This is a genomic window from Streptomyces sp. CB02923, from assembly GCF_001905005.1.
Taxonomy (GTDB): Bacteria; Actinomycetota; Actinomycetes; order Streptomycetales; family Streptomycetaceae; genus Streptomyces.
Genome location: NZ_LWKZ01000024.1, coordinates 498972 through 519566 on the forward strand (window position 1 = coordinate 498972; position 20595 = coordinate 519566).

17 protein-coding genes and 1 tRNA gene are annotated in these 20595 nt (G+C 69.6%); 12 read left to right on the forward strand and 6 right to left on the reverse strand.

Annotation, left to right across the window (positions count from 1 at the left end):
* Nucleotides 1-85: 85 nt before the first annotated feature.
* Nucleotides 86-1924, reverse strand: a complete 1839-nt coding sequence (gene ggt / locus A6A06_RS25485) for a gamma-glutamyltransferase (protein WP_073763671.1) — start codon at nucleotides 1922-1924, stop codon at nucleotides 86-88.
* Nucleotides 1925-2174: 250 nt separating this feature from the next.
* Here ggt and A6A06_RS25490 point away from each other — a divergent pair, with 250 nt between their 5' ends.
* Together A6A06_RS25490 and A6A06_RS25495 are read left to right on the forward strand one after the other, a co-directional pair.
* The gene (locus A6A06_RS25490; RefSeq protein ID WP_073763673.1) at nucleotides 2175-2918 is read left to right on the forward strand and encodes a hypothetical protein; all 744 of its coding nucleotides are present in this window, start codon (nucleotides 2175-2177) and stop codon (nucleotides 2916-2918) included.
* Nucleotides 2919-2969: 51 nt separating this feature from the next.
* Nucleotides 2970-3041 (forward strand) — tRNA-Arg (locus tag A6A06_RS25495).
* A gap of 47 nt (nucleotides 3042-3088) precedes the next feature.
* Here A6A06_RS25495 and A6A06_RS25500 read toward each other — a convergent pair.
* Nucleotides 3089-4792: a site-specific integrase gene (locus tag A6A06_RS25500; RefSeq protein WP_073763675.1), complete on the reverse strand. Its 1704-nt coding sequence runs from the start codon at nucleotides 4790-4792 to the stop codon at nucleotides 3089-3091.
* On the reverse strand, nucleotides 4789-5469 hold the full coding sequence (locus A6A06_RS25505) for a helix-turn-helix domain-containing protein (RefSeq protein WP_073763677.1): 681 nt from the start codon (nucleotides 5467-5469) through the stop codon (nucleotides 4789-4791). The genes A6A06_RS25500 and A6A06_RS25505 overlap by 4 nt, the downstream gene beginning before the upstream one ends.
* 96 nt (nucleotides 5470-5565) lie before the next feature.
* Between A6A06_RS25505 and A6A06_RS25510 the strand changes: the two genes are divergently transcribed.
* The 5 genes from A6A06_RS25510 to A6A06_RS25530 all read left to right on the forward strand — a co-directional run bounded on the left by A6A06_RS25510 (nucleotide 5566) and on the right by A6A06_RS25530 (nucleotide 10934).
* Entirely contained in the window at nucleotides 5566-5796 is a 231-nt protein-coding gene (locus A6A06_RS25510; protein ID WP_073763679.1) for a hypothetical protein, read from the forward strand.
* 419 nt (nucleotides 5797-6215) lie between these two features.
* The gene (locus A6A06_RS25515; protein ID WP_079194330.1) at nucleotides 6216-7379 is read left to right on the forward strand and encodes a DUF3631 domain-containing protein; all 1164 of its coding nucleotides are present in this window, start codon (nucleotides 6216-6218) and stop codon (nucleotides 7377-7379) included.
* A gap of 207 nt (nucleotides 7380-7586) precedes the next feature.
* Complete coding sequence (locus A6A06_RS25520; RefSeq protein WP_073763681.1) at nucleotides 7587-8471, forward strand: DUF2637 domain-containing protein; 885 nt, start codon at nucleotides 7587-7589, stop codon at nucleotides 8469-8471.
* A gap of 397 nt (nucleotides 8472-8868) precedes the next feature.
* The gene (locus A6A06_RS43770; RefSeq protein ID WP_073764599.1) at nucleotides 8869-9210 is read left to right on the forward strand and encodes a hypothetical protein; all 342 of its coding nucleotides are present in this window, start codon (nucleotides 8869-8871) and stop codon (nucleotides 9208-9210) included.
* Nucleotides 9207-10934, forward strand: coding sequence for a relaxase/mobilization nuclease domain-containing protein (locus A6A06_RS25530; RefSeq protein ID WP_073763683.1), 1728 nt, complete (start codon nucleotides 9207-9209; stop codon nucleotides 10932-10934). Before A6A06_RS43770 ends, A6A06_RS25530 begins: the two co-directional genes overlap by 4 nt.
* Before the next feature lie 18 nt (nucleotides 10935-10952).
* Here the strand turns inward: A6A06_RS25530 and A6A06_RS42040 are convergent, their stop codons facing one another.
* Nucleotides 10953-11984, reverse strand: a complete 1032-nt coding sequence (locus A6A06_RS42040; protein WP_199931137.1) for an XRE family transcriptional regulator — start codon at nucleotides 11982-11984, stop codon at nucleotides 10953-10955.
* A 171-nt stretch (nucleotides 11985-12155) separates the two neighbouring features.
* Complete coding sequence (locus A6A06_RS25540; RefSeq protein WP_073763685.1) at nucleotides 12156-12623, reverse strand: NUDIX hydrolase; 468 nt, start codon at nucleotides 12621-12623, stop codon at nucleotides 12156-12158.
* Nucleotides 12624-12791: 168 nt separating this feature from the next.
* On the opposite strand from A6A06_RS25540, the gene A6A06_RS25545 reads away from it, so the two are divergent.
* The 5 genes from A6A06_RS25545 to A6A06_RS25560 all read left to right on the forward strand — a co-directional run bounded on the left by A6A06_RS25545 (nucleotide 12792) and on the right by A6A06_RS25560 (nucleotide 16401).
* Nucleotides 12792-13589 carry a TauD/TfdA family dioxygenase gene (locus A6A06_RS25545; RefSeq protein WP_073763687.1) on the forward strand — a complete coding sequence of 266 codons (798 nt, stop codon included), beginning with the start codon at nucleotides 12792-12794 and terminating at the stop codon, nucleotides 13587-13589.
* Nucleotides 13590-13630: 41 nt separating this feature from the next.
* Nucleotides 13631-13957, forward strand: a complete 327-nt coding sequence (locus tag A6A06_RS25550) for a DUF6415 family natural product biosynthesis protein (RefSeq protein WP_073763689.1) — start codon at nucleotides 13631-13633, stop codon at nucleotides 13955-13957.
* An 88-nt stretch (nucleotides 13958-14045) separates the two neighbouring features.
* Nucleotides 14046-14207 carry a hypothetical protein gene (locus A6A06_RS42045; RefSeq protein ID WP_199931138.1) on the forward strand — a complete coding sequence of 54 codons (162 nt, stop codon included), beginning with the start codon at nucleotides 14046-14048 and terminating at the stop codon, nucleotides 14205-14207.
* Nucleotides 14208-14277: 70 nt separating this feature from the next.
* Nucleotides 14278-15843, forward strand: coding sequence for an asparagine synthase-related protein (locus A6A06_RS25555; protein WP_073763691.1), 1566 nt, complete (start codon nucleotides 14278-14280; stop codon nucleotides 15841-15843).
* A 27-nt stretch (nucleotides 15844-15870) separates the two neighbouring features.
* Nucleotides 15871-16401, forward strand: a complete 531-nt coding sequence (locus tag A6A06_RS25560) for a GNAT family N-acetyltransferase (protein WP_073763693.1) — start codon at nucleotides 15871-15873, stop codon at nucleotides 16399-16401.
* A gap of 309 nt (nucleotides 16402-16710) precedes the next feature.
* Here the strand turns inward: A6A06_RS25560 and A6A06_RS25565 are convergent, their stop codons facing one another.
* Nucleotides 16711-18762 carry a hypothetical protein gene (locus A6A06_RS25565; protein ID WP_199931139.1) on the reverse strand — a complete coding sequence of 684 codons (2052 nt, stop codon included), beginning with the start codon at nucleotides 18760-18762 and terminating at the stop codon, nucleotides 16711-16713.
* Between the last annotated feature and the right edge of the window lie 1833 nt (nucleotides 18763-20595).

Sequence of the window (20595 nt, forward strand, 5' to 3'; positions counted from 1 at the left end):
ACGAGAGCGTGCCTGGCGGGTGGCGCAACCGCACGTCACCCGCCGGGCCGCCCGCTCCGGCACGCGGCCGGGTACGGCCGTGGCCTCACCCCTTGGGGCGCACCACCATCGCCGACCCGCCTCCGCGCCGCTCCTTCTCCGCCGCCGCCAGCCAGCGCCCGCCCGGCAGGCGTTGCACGCCGGTCGCGGCGCCGATCTCCGGGTTGAGGGTGAACCGGTGGCCGATCGCCTCCAGCTGCGCGCGGACCGGGCTGTTCCACAGGCCGGGTTCCAGCTCGGTGGCGGCCGCGTTGCGCTGACTGGCGCGGGGCGCGGCGATGGCGTCGACCAGCGGCATCCCGCGGTCCAGATGGTTCAGCAGGCTCTGCATCACGGTCGTGATGATCGTGGCGCCGCCGGGCGAGCCCAGCGCCACCACCGGCCGGCCGTCCCGCAGTACGACCGTCGGGGACATCGAGGACCGCGGACGCTTGCCCGGCCCCGGCAGGTTCGGGTCGTGCACGGCCGGGTCGGCCGGGGCGAAGGAGAAGTCCGTCAGCTCGTTGTTGAGCAGGAAGCCGCGGCCCGGTACGACGATGCCGCTGCCGCCGGTCTGCTCGATGGTGAAGGTGTAGGCGACGACGTTGCCCCACTTGTCGGCGACGGTCAGATGGGTGGTGTTCTCCCCCTCGTACGTCGTCGGGGTGGCCCGGCCGCCGGCCTTGCAGGGCTGCGGATCGCGCGGGTCACCGGGCGCCAGCGGGCTGGTGAGCACCGCGTCGTCCTTGATCAGGCAGGCCCGGGAGTCGGCGTAGCGCTGCGAGGTCAGGCCGCGCGTCGGCACGTCCTCGAACTCCGGGTCGCCGATCCAGCGCCCGCGGTCGGCGAAGGCGATGCGGCTCGCCTCGATGTAGCGGTGCAGGTAGTCCTTCTCGCTCAGCTTCGACAGGTCACGGTGCTCCAGGATGTTGAGCGCCTCGGCGATGGTGGTGCCGCCGGAGGAGCCGGGCGCCATGCCGTACACGTCCAGACCCCGGTAGCGGATCCTGGTCGGCGCCTGGCGGCGCACCTCGTACTCCCGCAGGTCCTTCGCCGTCAGGTCGCCCGGCCGCACCTTGCGCTGCGCGCCGGGGCGCACCGGCGGCTTCCGGACGGTCCGTACGACGTCCTTGCCGAGGCGCCCGTGGTAGAGCGCGTCGGCTCCCTCGTCCCCCAATTCCTTGTACGTACGGGCCAGGTCGGGGTTCTTGAGGGTCGATCCGACGGCCGGGAGCTTGCCGCCGGGGAGGAAGATGCGGGCGGTGGCGGGGAAGTCGCGGAAGCGCGCCTCGTTGGCGGCGGTCTGCGAGCGGAACGTCCCGTCGACCGTGAAGCCGTCGCGGGCCAGCTTCTCCGCGGGCTCCAGGAGTTCGCGCAGCGGGCGGGTGCCCCACCGTTCGAGCGCGGTGTCCCAGGTCGCGGGGGTGCCGGGGGTGCCGACGGACAGCCCGCTGGTGACCGCCTCGTCGAACGGGACCGGCTTGCCGTTCTCCAGGAAGAGGCCGCTGTCCGCGCTGAGCGGCGCGGTCTCACGGCCGTCGAGGGTGCGTACGGTACGGGACTTGGCGTCGTAGGAGACGAAGTAACCGCCGCCACCGACACCGGCCGAATAGGGCTCGGTGACGCCGAGGGCCGCCGCGGTGGCGACCGCGGCGTCCACCGCGTTGCCGCCCTTGCGCAGCACCTCGATGCCGGCGGCCGAGGCGTCGCGGTCCACGCTGGAGACCGCGCCGCCGTAGCCGACCGCCACGGGAACCTTCGACGGGGCCTCGGCCGGTGCGCCTGCCGGGGCGGCGCCCGGCGGCCGGAGGGCGGACGGTGACGTGGCCGAGGCCGGGACGGCGGCGAGCGAGCCGGCGAGCGCGGCCACCACCCCCAGTATGGAAAGACGTCGGGCAGGTGTCATGCTGCGTTCCCTCCTGGCCTGCTCGGGTGGCAGGGGCCGGAGCCTACCTGCGTGATCACAGGGGCGACAGGGGGCGCGAGGGCGGGGCGCGAAAGGGGCGCGAACGGGCGCCCTCCACGCGGGTGCGCAAAGGTACGGGGCCCCGCATAGAGGGCGGCGCTCCCCATGCCCGTACGGACCCGGGCAAGGCCGCCCAGCCACCCGCCCCGCGTTCGAACACACTCCCGGACAGCCGCTACGCTCCCCCGCCATGGACGACTCCCTGCTCCTCCTGACCGTGGCGGCGGCCGCCCTCGTCGTGGGCGCCGCGGCCGGCTGGGCCGCGCACACCGCCCTGGCGCGCCGCAAGCTGAGCCGCGAGCAGAGCTTCTTCGGGCTGCCCGACGGATCGGAGTGCGTGCTGGTCACCCACCGGGACAGCACGTCGGCCCACTGGAGCATCCCCCGGCACGACGCGCTCGCCCTCCTCGGACTGGCCTCGGTGGTGGAGACCTGCGGCGCGCACGCCGAGATCGCGCCGCACGACACCGGGCTGCAGGGCTTCGGCGCCCGCACCGAGTTCTGCGTCGGCGACCCGACCGCACACCGGCGCCTCGCGGCCCACCTGGCGAACCTGCTGCCCGGTGTCGCCGTCCACCCCGGCGACGAACGGGGCATCGGCCGCGGAACCTTCACCGTCGGCGGCACGACGTACCGGATGGAACCCGGCGCGGTGGAGTTCGTCCTCCTGGCCCGCCTCACCACCGCCGAAAGCCGCCGCCCGGTCTTCCTCGCAGCCGGCCAGCGCCCGGTGACCCACCGCGCCGCCATCCGACACCTGGTACGCAACCAGCCCCGGCTGACCCGCAAGCACGGCACCGACGGCCAGTTCTGCCTGCTCCTCAAGGTCGTCAACTCACAGGCATACGGCCCCGACGTGGTGGAACTCGTAGCGGACGTGACCAAGCCCGCCCTGACTCCGGCGGAGCCGAAGGGGCACCGGGCGGGCGTGTAGCCGGGACGGCGTGCAGAAGCGCGGGTCGGCGCGGACTGGCGGCGCGCGGGGGCCGTTCAAGCGGCCGGGGCGAGCACCGCTCTCCTAAAGCGGGTGTCGCAGGTTCGAATCCTGCCGGGGGCACAGCGCTTTAAGCCGCTGACCTGGGGTTTCTCCCCCAGGAAGGCGTTCTATTCGGCCTCGGACTCCTCGTCCGGGGCCGTATGCGTGAGCGGTGCGTGAGCGGACGGGTCGCCAGGCCCCGGATTTCCGCCCGACGGATCAGCACGGTCCGGCATGGACTCCTGACAGAGTTCGTCCGCCTTTTCAGGCTCGGGATCCGTCTTCTCGACCTCATCGGACTCGGGCTCGGATGCCAAGGCGGTGTCCTCGGTGGCGGCGCGTGTGCGAGGCACAAGCCTGGCCGCGGCCTCGGCGATCGCCAGATCCGCCTCGGGGAGCAGACTCGTATACGTGTCCGCCGTGATCGTGATGGAGGAGTGGCCGAGCATCTCCTGAATGCCCTTCAGGTCGGCCCCGGCCGCGTGGGCGAGAGTCGCCGCTCCGTGGCGCAGGTCGTGCAGCCGGATCGGCGGGAGGCCGATCTCCTCGTACAGCTCGATGAACCGCCGGGTGACGTTGGCAGGGTGGAGCAGCTCGCCGTTCTCGCGGGTGAAGACCCGCCCGGTCTCCACCCAGGCGCTCCCCCACTCCTTGCGGTCCTTGTCCTGCTGGACGCGGTGCCGTTGAAGGGCCTGGACGGTGTCCGAGTCGAGCGCGATGGTGCACGCGCCGGCATCGGTCTTGGGATCGTCCTCATACACCTCCCAGCCGTCCACGACGAGCTGTTTGGCGACGGTGATGAGCCCGGCGTCCAGGCGCGTGTCGGCCCACCTCTGACCGCACGCCTCGCCGCGCCGCAGCCCACGGAAGGCGATCAGGTGCCACAGCGCGTACAGGCGGTCCTCCGCGACGTGGTCGAGAAAGAGGCCGGTGTGCTCCGGCGTCCAGACCATCACCGGTGAGGGCTTCTCTCCGGTCCGCTTCCAGCGAAGGATGCGTTCCTCGGTCCACACGAGCGCCTTGGGGCGCTTGCCCGCTTCCAACTCGACGTGGGCAGCCGGGTTGAAGGTGATCAGCTGCTGCGCGATCGCGGCGTTCAGCGCGGCCCGCAGCGTGGAGCGCACACGCTGGCGCGTAGCGGGCCCCACGATGCGGCGGTAGGACTCCATCTCGGCGATGGCCGCCTTCATCGCCTTGCGGCGGGCGCGATGCTCACGCCCCTTCCAAGGGATTTGGGCAAGGTCCTCGAACGCCTTACGGCGCGCGGCGTTACCCTCAGCGATCTCGACGTTGGCCTCGGCAATGGCCTCGAACATCTCCGACAGGTGGCTGACACGGAGACGGTCCATCCGCAGGTCCCCGATACGCGGTTTGAGATGGACCCGGATGTTGCTCTCATCGCGGCTGATGGCGCTCTGCCGCCCCTTCTTGCCCGCCAGCCACATGTCCAGCCACTCGCCGACGGTGAGCCTGCTGGTCAGGTCGAGGCCGTGGCTGAGGCGGCGCCGGGTCGCCTCGATGTCCGGCAATGGCGCCTTCTCGTCAGCCACCTTCTCCAGCAGCGCGGCGATCTGAGCAAGCCCCTCGGGGTCGTCGGATTCGGCGAGCCCGAGGAGCGCGCGTATGTGGTCGAGGTCGGCCTGGGCAGCCTTGAGCGACTCGTAGCCGGCGCGGCTGAAGGAGCGGCGCGTGCCGTCCTCGCGGGGCGGGAGCTCCTGACGGATGGAGTACGAGCCGTGCTTGCGGCTGGAGAGCTTGGGGCAGTTCTTGCCGAGCGGTTTGCCGGTCTTGGGGTCGCGGCAGTAGCAGCGGCGGTGGGTGGAGCCCTTCAAAGGCGCTCCTCCTGAGTGGTTTCGATATCCGGTTCGGGCGGGTCGACGTCGCCCAATGCGGGTGGCAGACCAGGTGGGGTGGCTCCTTCGTCGCGGATGTCCCGACGGAGGGAGCGGAGCTTGTACTTGGCGGAGATGGCCTGGTCGGCGTACTGCGTTCGCTTGCGCTCGGCTTCTTCCTGCTGGGCGCGTCCGGTTGCGGTCTTGGCCGCGAACCGCGCCTGCTCTTCCTCTTCGAGCGCCGCGAGCGCGGTGCGCACGAGGCTGTCGTGAAGCTCGAAGCCGGGGAGCAGGCCAGCGTCGTACCCGGGCACCTCCTGCTCACCGGTGAAGCGCTGTAGGGCTTCCCGGGTGGGGACGAGGTCCTGGAAGGGGAGTTCCTGCGTCTGGTCGACGTAGCCAACGGGGAAGATCAGGCAGGCCGGGTAGGTCTCCAGGGCGGCGGCCAGGACCATGACGTCCACCAGCGGGAGGTTGGCCCTGCGTCCGGACTCCATGTTGGCGATCACGTTGCGCGGGATGGGATGCCCGAGCCGCTCGCACTGGTCCGCCAGGTCTTGCGCGCTCCATCCGATCTCCTTTCTTCTCCGCCGGACCTCGCCGGCCACGTTGGCCTTGACCCGGTCCGCCCACTCAGGAACGTCGTCCTCTTCATCATCGGATCTGCGTTGTGTCATGCAGACACATTAGCTTGGTCATCCTGGTTGGTAGACGCCTGGAGCCGGACGTGACACCCGCGTTCGCCGAGGGCTGTACCGAAAGGGGCGCACTGCATGCGCGAGGACGCGATGACCGGGCGGCCGCAGGGGATGAGCCGGGAGGACCTTCTCACCCTCCCCGTTGCCGTTGACCTGGAAACAGGAAACCGGGCACTCGGGTTGGGGAGGAGCAAGGGCTATGCGTTGGCCAAGCGCGGCCAGTACCCGTGCAAGGTGCTGCGGCTGGGCAACGCCTACCGAGTGGTGACGGCGGACCTGCTGGAACTGCTGGGCCTGGCGGCGTGAGAGCAGGGCACCGTAGCAGGCGTGTCTGCGCTGAGCTGACACAGAAGCGCTGGACTGCGGCGAGGCGTGGACGTACTGTCCGTGGTCCCTCGCCGCGGTCGAGCAGCCGCGAGACGTGGGTGAGCCTCCGGCGGGGCAACGCCGGAGGCCCGAGCAACACCCCTGCACGGTTTCACGTGAACCAACCCGGCGGCAAGGGCGGGCAAGTCCGTAACCGCCAGATGAGGAGCTGCCCTGTGCAACCTACGACACCCGATGCGCATTCCGCGCCAGCCCATTCCACACCCGCCGAGGCCGTCTGGCCGAAGGCCGCGATCCCTGGTCAGCCGGGAGCCCATCTGCTCGATGAGCAAGACGCAGATGCCGATGAGCAGCCGGGGCGCGTTGCGGGGGATCAGCCGTCGGCACCAAAGCCTCCGATGATGAGCGGTAGGGCGCCCATGGGCCCTCTGCGGGAGGGCGAGGAGGTGCTGGCTGATCTGCGGGCGCAGATCAAGCGGTACGTGGCGATGCCGAGCGAGGAGGCCCTCACGGCGGTGACGCTGTGGGTTGCGGCTACGCACCTGCAGCGTGCGTGGCAGCACGCGCCGCGCCTGGCGATCGTCGCGCCGGAGAAGCGGTGCGGCAAGTCGAGGCTGCTGGACGTGATCACCGAGACGGTGCACAACCCCCTGATCACGGTCAACGCCAGCCCGGCGGCGATCTTCCGGTCGATCGACGACGATGACCCGATCACGCTCCTGGTCGACGAGGCCGACACCCTCTTCGGCACCACCAAGGCGGCGGAGAAGAACGAGGAGGTGCGCGGCCTGATCAACGCGGGCCACCAGCGCAACCGGCCGACGCTGCGGGTGTCCGGGCCTGAGCACAAGCCCCAGAAGTTCCCCACCTTCGCCATGGCGGCGCTCGCCGGGATCGGCGACCTGCCGGACACGGTCATGGACCGGTCTGTGGTCATCCGCATGCGCCGCCGGGTGGACGGGGAGAAGGTGGCGCACTTCCGCACCGTTCGCGACACCCCTGCCCTGCACGCGATCCGCGACCGGCTCACCGCCTGGCTGCAGCCGCTGCACGCACAGGCGATGGACATGGAGCCGGCCATGCCGGTGGATGACCGCGCGGCGGACACCTGGGAGCCCCTGGTAGTCATCGCCGACCTCGCCGGTGGCGAGTGGCCCACGCTGGTCCGCACCGCCTGCCGCATCATGACCGACTACGAGGCCGGGCAGGACGAGGAGGGCGGGACGCGGACCCGCCTCCTGGTCGGCATCCGCCGGGCCTTCGCCGCCGAGAACGATCCGGCGGTACTGGGCACAAAGCGCCTGCTGGAGCACCTCAACGCGGACAAGGAAGCGCCATGGGCGGAGTACGGCGCCAACGGCCTGACCCCGCGCGCCCTGCAGCTGCTGCTCAAGCCCTACGGCATCAGCTCGGCCAACCGCCGCTTCCCCGACGGCACCCAGGCCAAGGGCTTCGCACGGAACCAGTTCCTCGACGCCTGGAAGCGCTACTGCCCCGAGCCGAAGCCTCCGGCCGAGTCGGCTCAGCCGGTGGCTGAGCCGCTCCCCGGCACCGCAGCCTGACCCGACTCGACTCGTCGCACTCGTCCCCGCGCAGGTCAGCGCGGGGACGAGTGCGAGGCCCGCAACGAGTCGAGTCGACATCACCACGCCACTCGTACCTGCTCTGACCAGGCATGCAACGAGTGGTACGAGTCACCGCACCACACGGCGGCCACCCCTTCCCCGCACCGGTTGGCCGCCGCCCAACCCCACCTGGAGAACCTCCGCTTGACCTCCCTCAGCAACACCAGGCCCGCCATACCGGGCACCGCCGCCATCCGCCTCGGCATCGCCCTGCTCGCCGCGTTCGCCTTCGCGCTCTCCTACGACGCCCTGCGGCAGATGGCCGTCGCCATCCACATCCGCGGGCTGCTCACCTACGCCTTCCCACTCGTGATCGACGGGTTCATCGCCATCGGGGTCGGCGCCCTGCTCATGCTGCGCACCGCCCCTCTGCGCTCCCGCGCGTACGTGTGGGCGCTCGTCGGACTGGCCACCGTGACGAGCATCTGGGCCAACGCCCTGCACGCCGTACGCCTCAACCAGCAGAGCCACCAAGGCGACGGTCTCAGGCTGGGCGACCTCACCGTCGGTGCGCTGTCCGCCATCGCCCCGCTCGCCCTTGCCGGCGCGGTCCACCTCTACATCGTCATCCGCCGGCACCCCACGCTTCGCCGCCAGGAGGCCGACGCCACCGAACGCCACAACACCAACGACCACAGCCACAACGGCACCGACGGCGTCGAGGCCACTAACCCGGCAGGAGAGGCTCCCAATGTGCCGGAGCCAACGGGTCCAGACGTGGCTGACGGTCCCTCCGACGTGGCTCCGGACAGCACCGAAGTGGCTGGGGATCCGCAATCTCCCGCCGAATCGCAGGACCACAAGCCCAGCGAGGTCTCCCCTGAACGCCTCGCCATCGCGCGCACCGCGCCACTGGGGCGCAACGGTCGCGCCTCGCGCCGCCACATCGAAGACACGTTCCGCAGCAAGGAACTCACCATCGGCAGGAAGGAGGCGGATGAGCTCAAGGACATCCTTCAATCCGAACTCGACGCAGCCTCCTCCCAGCGGCAGAGGGAACTCGACACAGCCCCCGTCGGCACCGCCTGACCCCTGCGATCGCGCCGATCGCCCCCTTCCGGCTAGCCCCGTGCCCCTGTGCAGACAAGCGCAGGGGCACGGGGGCCGCGCACGGCGAAGCACCCAGCACCAGCACCCCACGGAGAACCAACCCATGCACGACCCGCAGCGCGAACTCCCCACCCCCCAGACGAAGATGACCACCGGCCTCAACAGCGCAGCAAGTTGTCCCGGGAGCAATGCTCCCGGGAATCCCGCCCCGGAGGTGACGGGAGCGGCCCGGCACCAGGGGGCACTGGACCAGCGAGCAGCGGCCGAGGGCGGACCGCAGCCAGAGCAGGGGACGCAGGCTGATGAGCTCTCGCGCGTGCGCCAGCGCCCCCGTCAGTCCAAGCCGTTCAAGCGCCTGCACCAGCCCAGCTGCCGTCTGAACGATGCCGAGTACGCGCGCCTCACCACCGCAGCCGCCCACTGCAAGATGACCAACGCCGCCTTCCTCGCCTACGCCATCGACAAGGCGGCCCGCGACCTGGACCGCACCGCCGCCGAGATCGCCACCGAACGGGAAGTCCTCGACGAGGTCTTCGCCGCCCGCCGGCACCTCGGCCGCATCCACGGCCTGTTCAACCAGGTCGCCAAGGCCCTCAACTCCGGTGCCGACGCACCCCATCTGGAAGCCACCGCCCAGGCGGTCGTGCGCGCGGCGCGACGCGTGGAGGACGCCGCCGACGCCCTGCTCGCCCACCGCACCGGCGGTGCCCCGGCATGATCCCCCGCCTCCAAAAGCGCGGCAGCCGCACCATCGGCCTGCTGCGCTACCTCTACGGTCCCGGCACCCACGAGGAGCACATCGCCCCCCACCTGGTCGCCGCCTTCGACCCGCTGACCCCCGACCCCGGCCGCGACCCGCACGCCACCTTCCAACAGCTCCAGCGCCTGCTCGACCAGCCCGTCGATGCCCTGCCCACCAGCCGGCGCCCCGAGAAGCACGTCTGGCACCTGTCCGTACGCGCCGCACCCGAGGACCCGGTCCTGGCCGACGAGGACTGGGGCGCCATCGCCCGCCGCATGGTCGCCGCCACCGGCCTCGCCCCGAAAGGGGACGAACAAGCCTGTCGCTGGGCGGCTGTCCGCCACGCGGACGACCACATCCACATCATCGCCACCCTGGTCCGCGACGACGGCCGCCGCCCCCGCCTGAACAACGAGGCCAAGCGCGCTCAGCAGGAAGCCCGCCGTATCGAAGCCGACTACGGGCTGCGCCGCGTCGGCACGGGTGATGGCACCGCCGCCCGCCGCCCCACCAGCGCCGAACGCCACAAGGCCCAGCGCCGCGGCCAGGTAGCCACCTCCCGCGAGCTGCTGCGCGAGGCCGCCCGCACCGCCCGCGCCGGCGCCGCCACCGAGCAGGAGTTCTTCGACCGGCTGGCCGCCGAGGGCGTCCGCATCAAGCTGCGCACCGCCCCCTCCGGAGACGTCACCGGCTACAGCCTCGCCCACATCGGCGATCGCAACGCCGACCAGGAACCCATCTGGTACTCCGGTTCCAAACTCGCCCCCGACCTCTCCCTTCCCAAGATCCGCGAACGCCTCGCCCAGGCCAACCCCGACTCGATGACGAAACCGGAGCACTCCGCCACTGCGCGCGCCGCCCCCAGCGCACCCGCCCGTGCGCGCCGCTCGGCCACGGCAGTGGTCTGGGAAGCCGCTCACCACCTCGACGATGTCGGGGACGGTGCGGCAGCGGCGCAGATCGCCGCGGCGGGCGAGGTCCTCGACACCCTCGTCAAGACCTCCTCCCCCAGCACTCGCATCGGACTGCGCGAGGCCGCACGGCGCTTCGAGCGGGCCAGCCGCTCACATGTCCGTGCCCAGCACCAGCACAGCCGGGCCCTGCGCAAGGCCGCCCGCGAACTCGTCTACGGCGGTAGCGCACTCGGCAGCGGAGAAGACGGAGCGGCCACCGCGATGGTGCTCGACTCCCTCGTCTTCCTGGCCATCGCCATCGCCCGCTGGCACACGCAGCGCCACCACGAACAGCAAGCCCTCGCCGCCCGCCAGGCCGCCCAGCACCTCCGCGCCGCCTATCGCACCAGTGCGGCCACCCCGTTGGCTCTCCTGCGCGAACAGGGCCAGCACCTCCCGCGCGGCATCCACGCCCGGCACGCGGCAACCGTGCAAGCCACCCTCCCCCGGCTCGCGGACACCATCCTCGCCGAACCCGGCTGGAACGCCCTGGCCGCCACCCTCACCCAAGCCCACCAGGCTGGTCGTGACCCACGGCACCTGCTGGCCGAAGCCGCGGCATATCGGGAGGTAGATAGCGCCGACTCCGTCAGCGACGTCCTCGTCTGGCGCCTACGGCACCTGGCGGACCTGCCCGCGGACGCCCGGCCTCTGCCCGACCGCGCGCGGCAGCCTTCGGGCACCGTGCCCTCACCCACACCGCGCAGCCTCCCTCAAGCCGGGCGCGGTCGAAGGCATGGAAGGTAGCCGGCAACAGACAACAGGCTATGCAGCCATCTCGCCGCGTATCCGATCCAGGGCATGGGAGGCGTCTATGCGCAGGGCCGGTAACCGGGTCCCAGCGGTGCGCATGATTCGTTGGAGCTGGTGGGGAAGGCGCTGCAACACCGCCTCCCGGATCGCGACGTCGAGCGACTGGGCGGCGCCGTTGCGGTCGTCGGCGAGCAGTTGGACGTGCGCCACGGTGATCAGTTCAATGACGCGCCACTGCGGGGCGACGGCTGTCGTGAGCGCTGGGCTGTGCTCCACCAGTCGCATGGCCACGCCAATCCGTCCAGTGGAGACCAGGCCGCGCAGGCGGATCTCATGGAGCGAGAAGGGATTGAACAAGCTGGTGTGGTCGAGACGGGACAGCAGATCGTCGGTCTCCCGCATCACCCGGTCGAAGAGTTCGCCGTTGCCCAGCGTGCCGGCCGCGCGGGCAAGGAGCGACAGGGCCGCGGCCCGGGCGTTGTCGTCCGGCGCCGTGGCCGCGGCGCGACACAGCCGCTGGACAGCCGCGCCGCGCAGGTTGGCCTTGCGCAGTTCGTTGCCGTGCATGCGCAGGACATGGGAGGTCATGCCCAGGTCCTCGAAGTACTCGGCAACCTCCAGGCTCTTCGCGGTCCAGTGGGCCGCTGTGGCCAGTCGCTCCTCGGGGAGCACATTTCCCAGGGCCACGCCGAGACCCATCCGGGCTCGGGCCAGCAGGTGCAGCACGTCGCGCTCGGTGTGGCCGTCCTCGATGCGGGCTTCAATCCGGGCGACGAGCGGCCACAGCTCGGCGACGGCTTCGGAGGCGTGTCCGGACTGCCGGGCGATCTCAGCGAGCCGGACGGTGGACTCCCCGAACTGCAGCATCGCCCGGTGATCCGTGTCGGCGGGATCGGTGACCCCGAGGACATGCGGCGGCAGCGCCAGGAAGTCGCAGACCCGGCGACGGGAGCCGAGGTCGTCGAGGGTGCGCTTCCCCAGTTCGAGGGCGGAGATGTACGTCTTGTCGTAGCCGAGAAGCGCGCCGAGCTCGGTCTGGTTCATGCCATGCACCCGCCGGTAGAAGCGCAGGATGCTGGGCAGGTCGCCGGTGGCTAGAAGGAGCTGGGCCTGTGGGGTCGCCCAGTGCCACTGAGCGTGCCTGGCCGAAGGCCGGTGCACTGGGACCCTGCTCGTTTCCACTCGCTGTGCGATCTCGCTCCCGGCCACTGTCAGCTACCTCCGCTCGTAGTTGTCCAGGCTGGGGTTCTTCCGTCCGTACCAGGCGGCGATGGCCTGCTTGTAGCCATCAGGCATGTTCAACCCGGGCACTTCCTCGGCGGCGAACATGCCAAGCTGCTTGTGCTCGTGGCTGACGACCGGCGGACGGTCGGGGCTCAGCACGGTGCAGCCATACGTCACGATCAGCACGCGCCGTCCGGGAATGGGCTGGTAGATCCACACGCCGCCGTCGATGAGCGGGCCGGCCTTGACCTCCCAGCCGGTCTCCTCCTGGATCTCTCGTACCAGCGCGGCCTCGGGACTGGCGTCCGTCGGTACGGCACCATCCGGGTTGCCGGTCTCCAGACGGCCGCCGGGCAGCTCCCACTCGTCGCGCTCGTTCCTCAGCAGCAGCACGCGGTCCCGCGCATCAAGGGCGACGCCCTTCACGGAGACGGGCCAGAGCGGCGGCGTGTACGTCATGACGATCCTCGTCCTGCGGTATGCGACCCGGGCTTTCGGAACGTAGCACGCCCACCCCAACCTTCAGCCGCGCCGGGTGATTTGCCCGAGTCGGCAATCCGTCGCTTTACCCCGCCACGCCCGCCTCCCCACCCTGAGCACACCGACCTCGATCGAAGGAGTACGGCCATGTGCGATGCCGCAACAGACACCGTGGCCCCCTTCACGGATCACTACGTCAACGTCCGCGCACCGCACGCAAGCGACGTGATCGCAGCCCAACTTCGGGAGACCGGTCTCGTCACCGTCGACGGTCTGCAGAGCCGGCATGACGTCCTGGCGTTCGCCTCACAGGTGATGTACATCGCCCCGCACCCGCACGGCGAACCGGACGGCCTGACGCTGATCCGTGACACGGGCAGCCACGCCCGTCGAGCGGGCCTCGCCGGACTCGGCAACGGCGAACTCCGAGCGCACACCGAGCGATCCGGCACCCCCAAGCCGCCACGTCTGTTGCTCCTGGTGTGCCAGCAGCCGGCCCTCTCGGGCGGGGACGTCCTCCTCGCCGACGGACGCGATGTCCACGCCCGGCTCGCCGCCGACCGCCAAGGTGCAGCCGCTGCGTTCGCCCAGCCCCGGACCGCGTACTTCGGGGCCGGTGCCGGCCACGCCACGCAGGTCATCACCTCCCACTCTGATGGACGGATCTCCATACGGCTGCGCCAGGACGGCCTCGCCCGGTGGAGTCCCATCATCCAGCCGCACCTTTCCTGCCTGCGCGAAGCCATCGCCGACAGCCAGCAGCGCATCCACCTCCAGGCCGGGCAGGGCTACCTGCTCGACAATCACCGGTGGCTTCACTCCCGCACACGTTTCTCCGGAGACCGAACGCTCCTCCGCGTACTCGGCGAGCCCCGCTTCCGCATCCCCGAGGGATTCGCTCCGCTCCCCTCAGCCGCCCCACCGCCCCAGATGACAAGGACGTGACCGACATGCCCCACACGAGGCCACCGGACGCAGAAGCCTTGATGGCCGATGCGATCCGTGCCGTCGTCGACCGCGTCCTCACCGACCAGCACCCGCTCCCACGTCGCCTGGACGAGGACACCATCGTCCTCCGCGCCCAGGTGTCCGAGCTGGTCAACGCGGTCGCGGACAGCGTCCGGAACCTGCCGAGCGACAGCGACCTGCGCAAGGTAGCCCTCCTGGCGATCGCCGAGGCCCAACGCAAGCTGCGCGCCGGGCCCGGCCACAACCTCGACTCCGCCAGCCGGTACGCCCGTCAGCTCGCCCGCTGCGCGAACGCGCTGCTCCACCACTTCGAAGCCATCGCCGATCAGGCGCCCATCCCCTGAGCCCCCTGCCGCCGTCCCGGACATGGGGAAAACCGGGGCGGCGGCAGGGCCCTGTTCTTGTTCGTCCACACTCGAAAGGGGCACCACCATGGACGACTTCAGCCCGCCGCCCAAACGCACCACCAGCTTCGAGAAACTGTTCACCACCAAGGCGACCCGCCGGGTGCAGACCCCGGCGGAGTGCCACGAGTACAAGAAAGTCGCCGGGTCCTCCGACGGCGCCAAGACCTACGACACCACGGCCGTCTGACCGTTCTCCTCGCCGAGGGCGCGGTCAGACGGCCGTGCCCTCGGCATCCTTACGGTTCCGGAGGAATCCCGTGCTCAAGCTGCGCCTCACCCCCTATGCCGACACCGCCTGGAAGTGGAACGGCCACGGCTACGTCACCGCGGACGGCACCAGCGACATCACCCCGTACGCCCACCCGATGCTGGAACACACCGCCGTCACCGACGGCCAGCGCACGCTGATCGTCATCCGCGAACGTGTCACCGGCCGCGAGCCGGCCACCCCCGACGTGCACGCGGCCACGCCGCAGGAGCTCGACCGTGCCCGCGCCCTGGTTGAGCAGTGGCCCGCGGACTACGTCCTGATCGAGACCGCCCCCGGCCAGCCGGTCCGCGTCACCGCCGGGCCCGGAGGGATCGCGCCCCTGTACCTGGCTCACGACACGAGCACCCTGTACGGCTCATGGGACATGGCCAACCTCGCTGGCCACATCACCGGCCTCAGCCCCCGCGAGACCGCCCGCCTGCTGATCTACCGCCCCCGCTACAGCACCGAGACCCTCTTCCGCGGCATCCACCGCCTCACCGAACGCGCCACCGCCCTCTACGGCGGCCACCTGCACCTCCACCACCCCGAACCCGCCCTCCACAGCGTCCCGCGCGAACTGGCCGAGGACGCCGACGTCCTGGACGCCTTCACCACCGCGATGGACGACGCCCTCTACCTGCGCCCCCTGGAGCCGGCAACGACCGTCTTCCACCTCACCGGCGGCTTCGACTCCGGCACCGTGGCGACTCGTGCCGCCGAACGGCACCCCCACCGCTTCGCCACCGCCACCCTCCTCATCGCGGGCCCCGGACGAGCCTCCCAGCTCCGGCGCCGGAAGCAGATCCGCGCCGCCGTGCCCTTCGCCGAGGACGACTTCGTCATCGACGCCGTGGACTGCCCGCCCCTACACCCGGACTGCGCACGAGTCCGCGGCGAACGCATCAGCCCCTACGAGGAGCCGCTGCACCACCCCTTCACCCAGCTCACCGCGCTCCTGTCCCAGCACGGCGCCCGCACGGTCGTCACCGGCCTCGGCGGAGACGAGATGGTCGCCCTCTCCCAGAACGAACACCCACACCCGCCCATCGGCGAAATCAGCGACGCCCTCCCCTGGATCGGCCAGCGCGCCCGCGAGGCCCTGGAATTCGCCGACGACGCCATCGCCCCACCCGCCGCCGTCAACTCCATGACCCTGCTTTCCCTGGAGACCACCGCGCCGGTCTTGCTCCGCGCTGGTATCTGGCCCGTGCACCCCTTCACCGACCCCGGCCTCATCCAGCTCGGTGAGTGGCTGCCTTTCCACTGGCGCGAGCTCAAACAGCTCCAACGCCGTCGCCTGGCCGCGCTCGGCCTCGGCCCCGACGTCACCCAGTCACGCGTCCGCGAGTCCTTCGCCGAAGTCGTCCAGCACACCCTCACCACCCACGCCCGCCCCCTGTTCGCCCGCATGCTGCACGAGGGCTCACCCCTCTTCGACCAGGGCCTGGTCAACCCCGACGGACTACGACAGGCCGTACACCGCCTCGGCGCCGGCCCCTACCGGGAGGACGGCGACGCCCAACTCCTCGAAGTCATCGACCTCCACCTCGCCGCCCAAGCCTTCCAGTAATCCTGGCTCCGAGACGAGGAGGGCACCGTGTACGTCATCCGCCCCGCCACCGCTGCGGACGCCCCCGCCATCGAAGCCGTCATCCTGGCCCGCTCCGCCTGGCTGGAGGAACGCGGCCTGCCCACCTGGCGCCACAGCGCGGAAGACCTGGCGGGACAGGCTGAAAACACGGACGGCTCCATGTGGGTCCTTACCGAGCAGGACACCGGGCGGATCGTCGGCTGCACCACCGTCCAGCAGCAAACACCCCCGTGGGGCTGGACCGAGCAGGAACTCGCCGAGCCCGCCGACTACCTCTACTCCACCATCACCGACCCCGCCGACCGTCCCCACCGGCCCGGCACCCTCATCGCCCTATGGGCCGTCGACCACGCCGCCCGCACCGGCCGGTCCTGGGTCCGCCGCGGCTGCATGCACCCCAGCCTCGTCCACTACTACGAAACCCAGGGCTTCACCCTGCTCCACGAAGTCCAGCGCACCCACAACCACGTCTACCTCATGGCCCGCAAAGCCGAAGTGATCGGAACACTCGACATGCACCTGCGCACCGACCCTTGAGTGCGCAGGGAATTACCCACGGCGAGACGTCGGCCTCCGGAAACGACCGAGCCCGCGCGGAACGGGAAGAGAGGAGACCTCTCGGCAGACGCATATGGGGAGCTGGGCGACGCGTCATTTCACATGCGCCTCCGCTAAGGCTGGACGAGTAGAGAGCAGGCCGGCTTTCCGAGCACAAGCCCGGAAAGCCGGCGTTGCCGCCCTCATTCTGATCAGGTGGGTAGACCTCACCATTTACCCACCTCGCATTTCCCGGCACGCTGCCGGGTTCCGATGCCTAACCGGCAAACCTTGGGGGCACGAGCTATTTCACACGACCTCGTGCTGAGGCGCGGTGTCTTCGTCAGTCGGCTGACCGTCAAAGTCGTCGCCTGCTTCCTCGCCTTCCTCGTCGTCACCGTCCGCGTCGAGGTCGTATGGGTCCTGGGCGATGATCCCGTGTCGCTGGACACTCCTCTGTTGCCAGACGGGCAGCTTGAATAAGACGTCCTGCAGGACGTTTCGCCAAGCCTCGCAGTCAGCTCGGTCGGCGCCGAGCGAATCAATAGCACGGGTCCCGTCGTCGGCCCTGACCGCTTCCACAACCTTGACCGCACCCTCGACTGTCTGGATCAAAGCGGCCAAGTCATGCAGTGCATTCCCGAGAATCTCAGCTGCGTTCCGGGGAGCCGGTGTGAGTGATGGACCTTCGCCAGCAGCTGGGAAGGTGCGACGGAGGTCCGCGTCAGTGACGAGGATGTCGCGGCCGTCGTCGTTCTGAGTGACCTGTCCCGTCTCGTCCACCTTGCGGCTCCTGCGACCCGCTGCAGAGTCGAGGAGTGTCTGCTTCAGCTGATGCACACCGTGCTGGGTACCGCGCATGCGGTCGATGACCTCGCCTGGGTGCCGACGATCGGGTTGATCGTTGTTCTTCGTGCCACGGTCACCCGTGAGCTGGCCGTTGATCACCAGGGGATAGGCGCTGCGGGCCGCGAGTTCCCGGGTCGCCGCGCCTGGCTCCCCTTTTTTCACCTCCTCCAGCGCGGCTTGGGCCAGCTCCTCCGTCCCACGAAACGTCGCCTCCCAGTCCTTGGCCAGCTCACCCGGGAACGCCGACTGCAGGTACTTCCGCATCCGTTCTCGCTTGCGAGAATCCTCTTCCGAAACCGAGCGCATTACCAGAGAGGAAGCTACGTCGAGCAGCAGCTTGGTGGTGATGTTCTTGCGGGTGCTCTGACCGGTGATGGCCACCCGCACAGCTACATGGATCGGCTGATCGCGCTCGGCGAAGAGCCGGACAATCGCCGCCGCCCGGACGGACGGGTCGTCGTTAAATCCGGCGGCCTTCGCCTGATCGGGCGTGAGAGCACCGCGTAGCCAGTCGGCCTTGGCAGGAGTAATCAGTCTTCGCCGCTCGATCTCGTCCACCACGGCGTCCGCGAGAGCCTCGTTCTCTGCAGCTTCACCCCACGGCTTGGGGGAGTCGACGTGCCGGAGCGCGACCAAAGACTTCACGGCGACGCCGAAGTCAGCGGTGCTGCCGTCATGCGGCTCGAAGCCGACGAGCAGCAGCGCAGGGAGTCGTTCGCAACGCACGGTGACCGCCACCTTGGGGTCAACCTGTGCCGGGTCGCCCGCGGTCGTGATCGCCTCGTTGAGCTTGCGGATGTGGGAACGCAGCTTCGCCGTATCCCGGAGGTAGGGAACGTCGGCGGACCTGAGGTCGAGCAGGTCGTGGGCGCACGTCACGCGGCTCGACCCCTCGACCGTGACCGGCACCGTTACCCCGGGTGTGCTGTCCTCATGCTGAAAGGTCGTCGCGGCTAGCCACACCTCCGTCATCACTCCCTGATGTCGGAGGGACTCACGCCAGTCATTGTGATCGAGCACGTACTCCTTGGACAGCTGTGCCGCCCACGCGAGGTGTTCCTGGTTCGCGAGCTTCTGCACGAGCTCTGGGCGACTCCCTGACGCCGCGATCGGTTCGACCAACGGACGGAAGCGCGTACTCTCGCCGGTGCCGATCAGGTTCGAGGCCGGGTGTCGGCGCGACGGACCGATTCGCGGATTTCGCGGGTCCGGGATGAGGTAGCGCGCCCAAACGTCAGCCCTGATGGCCAGGATCACGCCTCCGGGCACCCGGAGCCGCTCCGGTGACTCTACGGCCCGGCGAGCGGCAGATGGGGCGACGACAGCCTGCGCGAGGGCCAGTGCGGCGGACTCACCCATGGCGAAGTATTCGATAATTTTATCGGCGAGCTTCCGCGTTGCGGCCGCCAGGGCAGGCAGGGGCAACGCTTCGACGGGGCGGGGCAGCACGGTCTCGCCCGCGCCGGATGGGGGCTCCATCAGGTGTTCTCCGATCTTCGTCCCGGTGTCCATCCAGGCACGCACCTGGACGCCGTGGTCGTCCAAGGAGATCGGTCACGCTGCTTCCCGTTCTCCCCCTCGGCTCGCCCGGGCAAGACCCAATGTGTCCGAGACGGCATCAGCACGCTCGACCGCACCTCCGAGACGTACCGGCTTCGGCTGCCGGCGTTGCCGCCCAACGCCAATATGGCGAAGGTGAGGTGTTGGAGTCCGCTGATGTGACTGCTCAACCGACGTTAGCGGCGAGGGTGAGAAGCCATCAGGGTTCCCTCATTCACGCCCGTTGACCGCGTGTTTGTGCTAGACGATGTGTCCGGTACGGGCTACTTTGCCACAGCAATGCCGACTTCGAACCGCCCTCGCGCACGCCTCTGAGCAAAGCCCTCAGGTGCAGCGCATGCCCCCTCAGCAGCAAGTCCGCCCGCCGTGCCACTCCCGTGCCAGATAGAACGGTAAACGACGGCCAACAGGGGCCCAGAGGGTTCGCCAGGAACCGCACCCCCAATGCGGCGTCTTCGCAGGTCAGACTGGCATTGAGTGCCGGAAAGCCCCCTGATTCCCAAGCTCAGAGCGCGGGTTCGATCCCGTCGCCCGCTCCACGCGAAAGCCCCAGGCCAGCGGCCTGGGGCTTAGTTGTTGTCTAGCCTCGAACAGCGCCCTAACGAAAACAGCTGGGTTCACTGCGACCCGGCGCGCAACCGCGGTTGCCGAGCAGCATTGTTCGATGATGAGGCTGAAGAGGCATGGCATGGCTCCCTTGGCCCGGCGCTGGAAGGCTCGGCCGATAGCCTGACACACCCCCCTCTGTTCCCATACCTGGCATCAACGTGGCGGAACAAGGGGAGGGCAGAAGATCGCGGTTCCATCGGCAATGTCAGTACCTCCCCCTAGTCTGCGGCCCCAGAGGATGTACAAATCTACAGCCAGATGGAGAGCCGGAGGATGGCAACCACCTGTGCTCGGTGTGGCGGCACTATTGGTGCAGACCGGGCATCTCAGGCTAAATACTGCGGAGTTGAGTGCCGCGACCGACAAAGCGCCGCAAATAAGAGGGGTACCCGGCGCCCACCGCAGAAGCACTTCATCTGCGTGGTGTGTACCAACCCGGTCCCCTCCACTCGGCATCGCGCCTGTCAAACCTGCTCCGACGAGTGCGCCGCTGAACGACGCCGCGAGCTAGGCAACGAGAACCGCAGAGCCCAAACGCGCCGCAAACTCGCCAACCTCACCAAGACGTGTACATTCTGCCAACAGGAATTCACTCCGCAGTCCATGCCATGGCAGAAGTTCTGCTCCAAACAGTGCGCCCAGCGGGCAGGCGGAGAACGCGCTGAGCTCAAGCGGCAGGCGTTGCTCTCATCAGGAGACTTCACGGAGTGCGCCCTTGAGGGATGCGGCGGCCCAGTCGTCGCGCGCGGGTACTGCCGCAGTCACTATGCGCGCTGGCACAAGTATGGGGACCCTCTACACCAAACCGTCCCCCGACAGACGCCCCAATGTGCTGTCGAGGAGTGCACGAAGGCAGCCGCGGCCTTGGGGCTTTGCCCACGGCACCGACGCCTGCAGAAGCTATACGGGGATGCTGCAGGAGCCAAATGCACCCAGTGCAGTACCAGATACACAGCGTCTGGGCGACCTGGCTGGTGCGCACGGTGCGCCGCAGAGGTGTTCGCCAACAACGGCTACCGTCCGCTGGAGCCCTTCCAGGGTAGTAACCAGCCTGTGAAGGTCGCCTGCCTGAGTTGCGGTGAGCTGTCGGCAGTGCTGCTGAGCAACGCAGTCCGAGGTAGTTCCTGCATCCATTGCTTCCGACGGCTCCGAGCCGGCCGGGACCGGGCTATGCCC

What these genes read in the sequence shown, in the direction of transcription:
- ggt (WP_073763671.1), bottom strand. Translation starts at nt 1,924, where the DNA reads ATGACACCTGCCCGACGTCTTTCCATACTGGGGGTGGTGGCCGCGCTC.
- A6A06_RS25490 (WP_073763673.1), top strand. Translation starts at nt 2,175, where the DNA reads ATGGACGACTCCCTGCTCCTCCTGACCGTGGCGGCGGCCGCCCTCGTC.
- A6A06_RS25505 (WP_073763677.1), bottom strand. Translation starts at nt 5,469, where the DNA reads ATGACACAACGCAGATCCGATGATGAAGAGGACGACGTTCCTGAGTGG.
- A6A06_RS25510 (WP_073763679.1), top strand. Translation starts at nt 5,566, where the DNA reads ATGCGCGAGGACGCGATGACCGGGCGGCCGCAGGGGATGAGCCGGGAG.
- A6A06_RS25515 (WP_079194330.1), top strand. Translation starts at nt 6,216, where the DNA reads ATGATGAGCGGTAGGGCGCCCATGGGCCCTCTGCGGGAGGGCGAGGAG.
- A6A06_RS25530 (WP_073763683.1), top strand. Translation starts at nt 9,207, where the DNA reads ATGATCCCCCGCCTCCAAAAGCGCGGCAGCCGCACCATCGGCCTGCTG.
- A6A06_RS42040 (WP_199931137.1), bottom strand. Translation starts at nt 11,984, where the DNA reads ATGAACCAGACCGAGCTCGGCGCGCTTCTCGGCTACGACAAGACGTAC.
- A6A06_RS25540 (WP_073763685.1), bottom strand. Translation starts at nt 12,623, where the DNA reads ATGACGTACACGCCGCCGCTCTGGCCCGTCTCCGTGAAGGGCGTCGCC.
- A6A06_RS25545 (WP_073763687.1), top strand. Translation starts at nt 12,792, where the DNA reads ATGTGCGATGCCGCAACAGACACCGTGGCCCCCTTCACGGATCACTAC.
- A6A06_RS25550 (WP_073763689.1), top strand. Translation starts at nt 13,631, where the DNA reads ATGGCCGATGCGATCCGTGCCGTCGTCGACCGCGTCCTCACCGACCAG.
- A6A06_RS42045 (WP_199931138.1), top strand. Translation starts at nt 14,046, where the DNA reads ATGGACGACTTCAGCCCGCCGCCCAAACGCACCACCAGCTTCGAGAAA.
- A6A06_RS25565 (WP_199931139.1), bottom strand. Translation starts at nt 18,762, where the DNA reads ATGGACACCGGGACGAAGATCGGAGAACACCTGATGGAGCCCCCATCC.